The sequence below is a fragment of the Mesorhizobium sp. P5_C1 genome, from assembly GCF_054049815.1.
The window spans coordinates 1-7,920 of sequence record NZ_JBFULQ010000250.1 but is presented as its reverse complement, the minus strand read 5'-3'; the positions used below and the strand labels follow the sequence as shown (position 1 = coordinate 7,920).

The 7,920-nt window shown below is 62.9% G+C and carries 7 protein-coding genes and 1 pseudogene; 6 read left to right on the top strand and 2 right to left on the bottom strand.

What is annotated here, in order from left to right:
* Positions 1–57 precede the first annotated feature (57 nt).
* The gene (gene lipA, locus ACXJ7R_RS19150) at positions 58–1,023 is read left to right on the top strand and encodes a lipoyl synthase (protein WP_379025166.1); all 966 of its coding nucleotides are present in this window, start codon (positions 58–60) and stop codon (positions 1,021–1,023) included.
* A gap of 113 nt (positions 1,024–1,136) precedes the next feature.
* Positions 1,137–1,595 carry a type II toxin-antitoxin system RatA family toxin gene (locus ACXJ7R_RS19145; protein WP_457153215.1) on the top strand — a complete coding sequence of 153 codons (459 nt, stop codon included), beginning with the start codon at positions 1,137–1,139 and terminating at the stop codon, positions 1,593–1,595.
* Positions 1,596–1,666: 71 nt separating this feature from the next.
* On the opposite strand, the gene ACXJ7R_RS19140 is transcribed toward ACXJ7R_RS19145, so the two are convergent.
* Positions 1,667–2,155 carry a CinA family protein gene (locus tag ACXJ7R_RS19140; protein ID WP_457153214.1) on the bottom strand — a complete coding sequence of 163 codons (489 nt, stop codon included), beginning with the start codon at positions 2,153–2,155 and terminating at the stop codon, positions 1,667–1,669.
* Positions 2,152–3,375: a bifunctional 2-C-methyl-D-erythritol 4-phosphate cytidylyltransferase/2-C-methyl-D-erythritol 2,4-cyclodiphosphate synthase gene (locus ACXJ7R_RS19135; protein WP_457153213.1), complete on the bottom strand. Its 1,224-nt coding sequence runs from the start codon at positions 3,373–3,375 to the stop codon at positions 2,152–2,154. The genes ACXJ7R_RS19140 and ACXJ7R_RS19135 overlap by 4 nt, the downstream gene beginning before the upstream one ends.
* A gap of 232 nt (positions 3,376–3,607) precedes the next feature.
* Here ACXJ7R_RS19135 and dusB point away from each other — a divergent pair, with 232 nt between their 5' ends.
* The 4 genes and pseudogenes from dusB to ACXJ7R_RS19115 all read left to right on the top strand — a co-directional run.
* The gene (dusB, locus tag ACXJ7R_RS19130) at positions 3,608–4,636 is read left to right on the top strand and encodes a tRNA dihydrouridine synthase DusB (protein ID WP_457153212.1); all 1,029 of its coding nucleotides are present in this window, start codon (positions 3,608–3,610) and stop codon (positions 4,634–4,636) included.
* Positions 4,633–5,775, top strand: coding sequence for a two-component system sensor histidine kinase NtrB (locus ACXJ7R_RS19125; protein ID WP_457153211.1), 1,143 nt, complete (start codon positions 4,633–4,635; stop codon positions 5,773–5,775). Before dusB ends, ACXJ7R_RS19125 begins: the two co-directional genes overlap by 4 nt.
* Complete coding sequence (gene ntrC / locus ACXJ7R_RS19120) at positions 5,772–7,232, top strand: nitrogen regulation protein NR(I) (RefSeq protein ID WP_095091616.1); 1,461 nt, start codon at positions 5,772–5,774, stop codon at positions 7,230–7,232. The genes ACXJ7R_RS19125 and ntrC overlap by 4 nt, the downstream gene beginning before the upstream one ends.
* A gap of 129 nt (positions 7,233–7,361) precedes the next feature.
* Positions 7,362–7,920: pseudogene (locus ACXJ7R_RS19115) on the top strand (PAS domain-containing sensor histidine kinase); the annotation flags it as partial.

The following is a 7,920-nucleotide window of genomic DNA, read 5'->3' as shown; positions in this document are numbered from 1 at the left end:
GATGACGTTATGACAGCGAAAGCCGGACTGGCTGTCGCGAACAAACCAGGTTTCCAGATGGTCACTGTCCTCGATACGATTGCCAACGCACCGCGCTTGCGGCATCCGGAAAAGGCGCACAAGCCCGATCAGGACGTGCTGCGCAAGCCCGACTGGATCCGCGTCAAGGCGCCGGTCTCGAAGGGCTATGCCGAGACCCGCGAGATCGTGAAGTCGCACAAGCTGGTGACCGTCTGCGAAGAGGCCGGCTGCCCCAACATCGGCGAATGCTGGGAGAAGAAGCACGCCACCTTCATGATCATGGGCGAGATCTGCACACGCGCCTGCGCGTTCTGCAATGTCGCCACCGGCATCCCGACCGCACTCGATCCCGATGAACCGGCCCGCGTCGCGCACGCGGTCAAGCAGATGGGCCTGACCCATGTCGTCATCACCTCGGTCGACCGCGATGATCTCGCCGATGGCGGTGCGCAGCATTTTGCCGAGGTCATCCGCGCCATCAGGGCGGCCACGCCGTTGACCACGATCGAAATCCTGACGCCCGATTTCCTGCGTAAGGAAGGCGCACTGGAGATCGTCGTGGCGGCCAAGCCCGACGTCTTCAACCACAATCTCGAGACCGTGCCGTCGAACTATCTGACGGTTCGTCCAGGCGCCCGCTATTTTCATTCGATCCGACTGTTGCAGCGGGTCAAGGAACTCGACCCGTCGATCTTCACCAAGTCCGGCATCATGGTGGGCCTGGGCGAAGAGCGGAACGAAATCCTGCAATTGATGGACGATCTGCGCTCGGCCAATGTCGACTTCATGACCATCGGCCAGTATCTGCAGCCGTCCAAGAAGCACCATCCGGTGATCCGCTTCGTCACCCCGGAGGAGTTCAAATCCTTCGAGACGATCGGCCGGACCAAGGGTTTTCTGCTGGTGGCGTCGAGCCCGCTGACGCGTTCGTCGCATCACGCCGGCGACGATTTCGCTAGGTTGCGTGCGGCGCGGGAAGCGCTTCTCAAGAAATCGCTCTAATGCATGTCACCCAAAAGTGACCTCGGTTTTGGGAGAACGACATGCATAAAAACAAGGAATCCAAAGCGCGTCGCATGAATCCGTTTCAACGCAACGCGCTTTAGGGCCGGTTCATGCCGAAATTCGAAGCCACCCGMCGGGTTGCCCATACGCCGCAACAGATGTTCRCACTGGTTGCCGATATCGAGGCCTATCCGCAGTTCCTGCCGCTTTGCGAAGCGCTGACGGTGCGCTCGCGCAAGGAGCGTGACGGACGCACCGTTCTCGTCGCCGACATGAGCATCGGCTACAAGGCGATCCGCGAAACCTTCACCACGCAGGTGCTGCTGAAACCCGACGAGAACACCATCGACGTGAAATACATCGATGGCCCGTTCAAATATCTAAGCAATGTCTGGCGCTTCGAACCCGATGGCGGCGGCTGTATTGTCCGCTTCTTCATCGATTATGAATTCAAGAGCCGCATTCTGGGCGCGGTGATGGGCACCATGTTCGATCGAGCCTTCCGCATGTTCGCCGAGGCTTTCGAGAAGCGCGCCGACGTCATCTACGGTGTTGCATCGTCGGCCTGATGCATGTCGCCCAAAAGTGCGCAGCGGAACTACGACAGGCATAAATACAAAGACTTAAAGCGCATCGCGCCTTAAGTCTGGCCGAGCGCACGCAGTCCCAGTTCCAGCGCATGCCCAACTGTTTCACGGCGGATAAAATCGCGCCCCTTGTCGGCAAACAGCCTGTGCTCGGCAGCCACCGTCTCGCCGTCCAGCCCGACCCCGAACCAGACCAGGCCGACAGGCTTTTCCACCGATCCGCCGCCGGGCCCGGCGATGCCGGTGACCGCGAGCGTCAGCTTGGCGCGCGAATGGGCCAGCGCGCCCTTTGCCATTTCAATCGCCGTCTCGCGTGAAACAGCGCCATGATCTTCAAGCGTGGCGGGGGAAACACCGAGCATGTCCATCTTGGCTTCGTTCGAATAGGTGATGAAGCCGCGATCGACGACGGCGGACGAGCCGGCGATGTCGGTGAGCGCTGCGATGATCATGCCGCCGGTGCAGCTTTCCGCCGTTGCCAGCATGATGCCGCGCTGCTGGCAGGCCTGAAGTAGCGCGTTTGCCAGCTCGTCGTTGGTCATTCCGGCACCTCGCCGGGAAACACCACGCTGGCGGTGGCGATGGCCGCTATGCCTTCCTCGCGGCCGACAAAGCCGAGCTTTTCGTTGGTTGTCGCCTTGATCGAGATGCGATCAGGGGAAATTGCCAGCATCTGTGACAGGGCTGCCGTCATCGCCTCGCGATGCGGGCCGACGCGCGGCGCCTCGCAGATCAGCGTGATGTCGGCGTTGGCGATGCGGCCGCCGCGCTCGCGCACCAACTTTGCCGCATGTTCGACGAAGATACGAGATGCAGCGCCTTTCCACTGCGGATCGGACGGCGGGAAATGCGTGCCGATGTCGCCGGCGCCACAGGTCGCCAGCAGCGCATCGGTCAAGGCATGCAGGCCGACATCGGCGTCGGAGTGGCCCGAAAGTTTCTTGTCATGCGGGATGGCGACGCCGCACAGGGTGACATGGTCGCCAGGTTCGAAGGCGTGGACGTCGTAGCCATTGCCGGTTCTGATGTCGGGGAAGCGCGCACGTTCGCCGGAAAGCCGTTGGTCCGCCATTGCAATATCCCGTGCCCAGGTGAGTTTGACATTGTCCGGTGAACCCGGAACGATCTTTACCGGAATATGCGCCCATTCAGCGATCGCGGCGTCGTCGGTGAAGTCCATTTTTCCCAGGTGATGGGCTTTCTCGTGCGCGGCAAGAATGGGCCAGAACGGAAAGCCCTGTGGCGTCTGCGCGGCGTGAAGTCCGTTGCGGGAAACGGTTTCTCCCACGACGCCAGCGGCCGACTCGCGCTTCAGCGTATCGGCGACGGGCAGGGCGGGCAGCGCGCCCTCGCGCTCGCCGATGGCGTCGATGGTCCGGTCGATCAACTCCGCATCGACGAACGGGCGGACGGCGTCGTGGATCAGAACCCGGCCCGGCGCGTGGCCTCTCAGTGCGAGCAGACCGAGCCGCACCGACGCCTGCCTGGTCGCCCCGCCCATGATGGCGATGACCCGCTCGGCGTTGGCGCCTGCCGCCTGCTGGAACAACTCGTGGTCGTCGGCATGAATGGCGACAACAACTTCGCTGGTCCGCGGGTGGGCCAGGAAAATCTCAATCGTGTGGGCGATGACGGCGTGGCCGCCAATACTTTGATACTGCTTGGGTCCGTTGGCCTGCCCGGCGCGAGCGCCGCGGCCGGCGGCGACGATCACCACGGCGACCTTGCCATCGTCACTCGAATTTTCACTTGCGTCAGTCATGCAGATTGGCTTAGCGCACGATCCCGAAAAGTGTAATCGGTTTTCGGAAAAGATCGTGCGCCAAATATGAACTTCGAAGGCGTCCTTTGCGCCTTCCAAGGGGCGTCTGGCGCCAATTCAGAAGGCCAGCATTTTTCCCAATTGCGCCTTAATGTGACGTCATTCCGCGTTGCACATTGCGCCGGTTCTGGCTAGAGAATGTGCAGCGAACTAATATGCTTGGTTTTTGTGCATGCCTGATGTGACCAAATTGGCCGCGCCACTCGACGTCGGCGGCGTGCAAATTCGCAATCGCGTGTTCCTGGCGCCGATGTCGGGCATCACCGATGAGCCGTTCCGGCAGCGCGCCCATGCCCATGGCGCCGGTCTTGTCGTATCCGAAATGGTGGCCAGCGGCGAGCTTGCCAAGGGCAGGGCCGGTTGCGACCTGCGCATTCGTCATTCCGGCCTGCCGGTTCACATGGTGCAGCTTGCCGGCCGCGAGGCGGCGCACATGGCGGAAGGCGCGCGGATCGCCGCTGGCGAGGGCGCCGACATCATCGACATCAACATGGGCTGCCCGGCCAAGAAGGTCACCGGTGGTTATGCCGGCTCGGCATTGATGCTGGATCTCGACCACGCGCTGTCGCTGATCGACGCCGTGGTCGGCGCGGTCAAGGTGCCGGTCACGGTCAAGATGCGGTTGGGCTGGGACGAAGGCGCACTCAACGCCCCGATGCTGGCGCGCCGCGCCGAACAGGCCGGTGTCAGGATGGTGACGGTGCACGGCCGCACGCGCTGCCAGTTCTACCAGGGCAAGGCCGACTGGCGCGCCATCGCCCGGGTCAAGGAAGCCGTGTCGATCCCGGTCGTCGCCAATGGAGATGTTTCTTCGCCGGCGGAAGCGGCTGCCATTCTCGACCAGTCAGGTGCCAATGCCGTGATGATCGGCCGCGCGCATTACGGTGCGCCTTGGATCGCTGGCAGCATCGCGGCGGCCGCGACGGGCGAGGCAGCGGCCAAGGTGCCGCAGAACCGGATGGCGCTGGCCGACTATGTCGTGGCCCACTACGAGGACATGCTGGCGCTCTATGGCGTCGAAAGTGGCCTGCGCCAGGCGCGCAAGCATCTTGGCTGGTATCTCGACCGTCATGCCGGCGATGTCGCTGACGACAGTCGAAAGGCCATATTGACGGCATTCGAGCCTGCCCGCGTCATCGCCTTGCTGCGCGATGTGTTTTCGCGCGATCCGCAACCGCTGAACCTGCGGAGCGCCGCATGATCGCCGCCGTTGGCCAGGGTGTTGAAATGGCGGATGCCGCCCAGATCGTGCTCAACACCATCCGGCGCCCGGTGATCATGATCAGCGAGCAAGGGTTCATCACCTACGCCAATGCCGATGCCGAGGACTTTTTCCGCTCAAGCGCGACCATGCTCGCCCGCAACACGCTGTCGAAACTCATTCCCTTCGGCAGCCCGCTGCTGTCGCTGGTCGATCAGGTGCGCGACCGCCTCGCTCCAGTCAACGAATACCGGGTCGACGTGTCGTCGCCGCGCCTGGGCATCGAGAAGGTCGTCGATCTCTATGTCGCGCCGGTGCCGGAATTTCCAGGCTCCGTCGTGGTGATGTTCCAAGAAAGGTCAATGGCCGACAAGATCGACCGGCAGATGACGCACCGCGGCGCTGCGCGCTCGGTGACCGGCCTGGCGGCGATGCTTGCCCACGAGATCAAGAACCCGCTCTCCGGCATCCGCGGTGCTGCCCAGCTGCTCGAACTGTCGGCTTCCGACGAGGACCGCGCGCTGACGCGGCTGATTACCGACGAGACCGACCGCATCGTGTCGCTGGTCGACCGCATGGAGGTGTTTTCCGACGAGCGGCCGATCGATCGCTACCCCGTCAACATCCACGTCGTTCTCGACCATGTGAAGGCGATTGCCAAGAACGGTTTTGCCAAGAGAATCAAGATAATGGAGGATTATGATCCTTCGTTGCCTCCGGTGTTTGCCAACCGCGACCAGCTCATCCAGGTGTTCCTCAACCTGGTCAAGAACGCCGCCGAGGCAATCGGCAGTGACCCGCAGGGCGAGATCGTGCTGTCGACCGCCTTCCGGCCGGGCATCCGTGTTTCCGTTCCGGGCACGCAGGATCGCGTATCGCTGCCGCTGGAATTCTGCGTGCGCGACAATGGCTCCGGCGTCTCGGAAGATATCCTGCCGATCCTGTTCGATCCCTTTATCACCACCAAGCCGAACGGCTCGGGGCTGGGGCTGGCGCTGGTCGCCAAGATCGTCGGCGAGCATGGCGGCATCATCGAATGCGAATCGACGCCGCGCGGGACCACATTCCGCATTCTGATGCCGGCCTGGAAAGAGGTGCCATACGGCGCCGATGAAGACGGTGAAGGAGACCGCAAATGACCGTTCGCGGCAATATTCTCGTCGCCGACGACGATGCGGCGATCCGCACCGTCCTCAACCAGGCGCTTTCGCGCGTCGGTCACGAGGTGCGCGTCACTTCCAACGCTTCGACATTGTGGCGCTGGGTGGCGGCGGGCGAGGGCGATCTGGTCATCACCGATGTGGTGATGCCGGACGAGAACGCCTTCGACATGCTGCCGCGCATCAAGAAGGCGCGGCCGGAGCTGCCCGTTATCGTCATGAGCGCCCAGAACACCTTCATGACGGCGATCCGTGCATCCGAAACCGGCGCTTATGAATATCTGCCGAAGCCATTCGACTTGACCGAACTGCTCAACATCGTCAACCGGGCGCTTTCCGAGCCGCGGCGGCCGAAGATCGATGCGCGGCCGGAAGAGCAACCTGACGCGATGCCGCTGGTCGGCCGCTCGGCGGCCATGCAGGACATCTACCGCATGCTGGCGCGCATGATGCAGACCGACCTGACGGTGATGATTTCTGGCGAATCCGGCACCGGCAAGGAGTTGGTGGCGCGTGCGCTGCATGAGTATGGCCGCCGCCGCGGCGGCCCGTTCGTCGCCATCAACATGGCGGCGATCCCGCGTGACCTGATCGAGTCGGAACTGTTCGGCCACGAGAAGGGCGCCTTCACCGGCGCCCAGAACCGCTCCACCGGTCGCTTCGAACAGGCCGAAGGCGGCACGCTGTTCCTCGACGAGATCGGCGACATGCCGATGGAAGCGCAGACGCGCCTGCTGCGCGTCCTGCAGCAGGGTGAGTACACGACCGTTGGCGGACGCACGCCGATCAAGACCGACGTGCGCATCGTCGCCGCCACCAACAAGGATCTGCGCACGCTGATCAACCAGGGGCTTTTCCGCGAGGATCTTTTCTATCGCCTCAACGTCGTGCCGCTCAGGCTGCCGGCGCTGCGCGAGCGCTCCGAGGACGTGCCCGACCTCGTGCGGCACTTTTTCAAGCTCGGCGAGATGGAAGGCCTGCAGACCAAGCGCATTTCGTCGGGCGGCATCGAACTGATGAAGCGCTACCCCTGGCCGGGCAATGTGCGCGAACTGGAAAACCTCGTCCGCAGGCTCGCCGCGCTCTATTCGCAGGATGAGATTTCGGCCGAGATCATCGAAGCCGAGCTCAAGACCGGCGAGCGCCCGGTGGTGCCGGGCGGCGGCAACCTCATTCCCGACGACCTGTCCATCGGCCAGGCGGTCGAGCATTTCCTGCAGCGTTATTTCGCCTCGTTTGCCGGCGATTTGCCGCCTGCCGGTCTCTACCAGCGCATTCTGTCCGAGGTCGAGTATCCGCTGGTCCTGGCCTCGATGACGGCAACCCGCGGCAACCAGATCAAGGCCGCCGAACTGCTGGGCTTGAACCGCAACACGCTGCGCAAGAAGATTCGCGACCTCGGCGTCAACGTCTACAAATCATCGCGACAGCCCTGAGCCCTGATCCGAGCCCGGGCTCTTTTCAGGGGACCATCTCGCGAAAGATTTCCGTCTCGGTCACACTTGTTGCATAATCGCCACAATGCGTTGCATACATCCGACGCAATGATGGCTCTAGACGGCGACATGGCTCCGCAGGCACCGACACTCAACCAACCGCTTTTCAGCGAACCCGGCGCACGCGACGGGCGCAGGCTGCTTGCGCTGCCCGGTGTGGTCGCGGTCGGCGGCGCGCTGGTGACGGCGGCGATCTCGTTCACCATCCTCGTCGGCGCCACGCCGATTACGCCCAACGAGTCGACGACGCTCGCATTGATCGCCCTCAATGCCATATTCGTCCTGTTCCTCATCGCGCTGGTCGGACGCGAAGTACACCGCATCCTGATGGCTCGCCGGCACGGCAAGGCGGCCTCGCGGCTGCATGTGCGCATCGTCGCAATGTTTGCCCTGGTCGCCGCAATTCCCGCCATCATGGTGGCGATCATCGCCTCGATCACGCTCGACATCGGCCTCGACCGCTGGTTCGAAATCCGCACCAAGACGATCGTCAATTCGTCATTGTCGATCGCCGATGCCTATGTCCAGGAAAACGCCCGCAACCTCCAGGGCACGACGCTGTCGATGGCCTATGATCTCGACGCGTCAAGGACGCTCTATGGCCTTGATCGGACTGGCTTTCTCGACC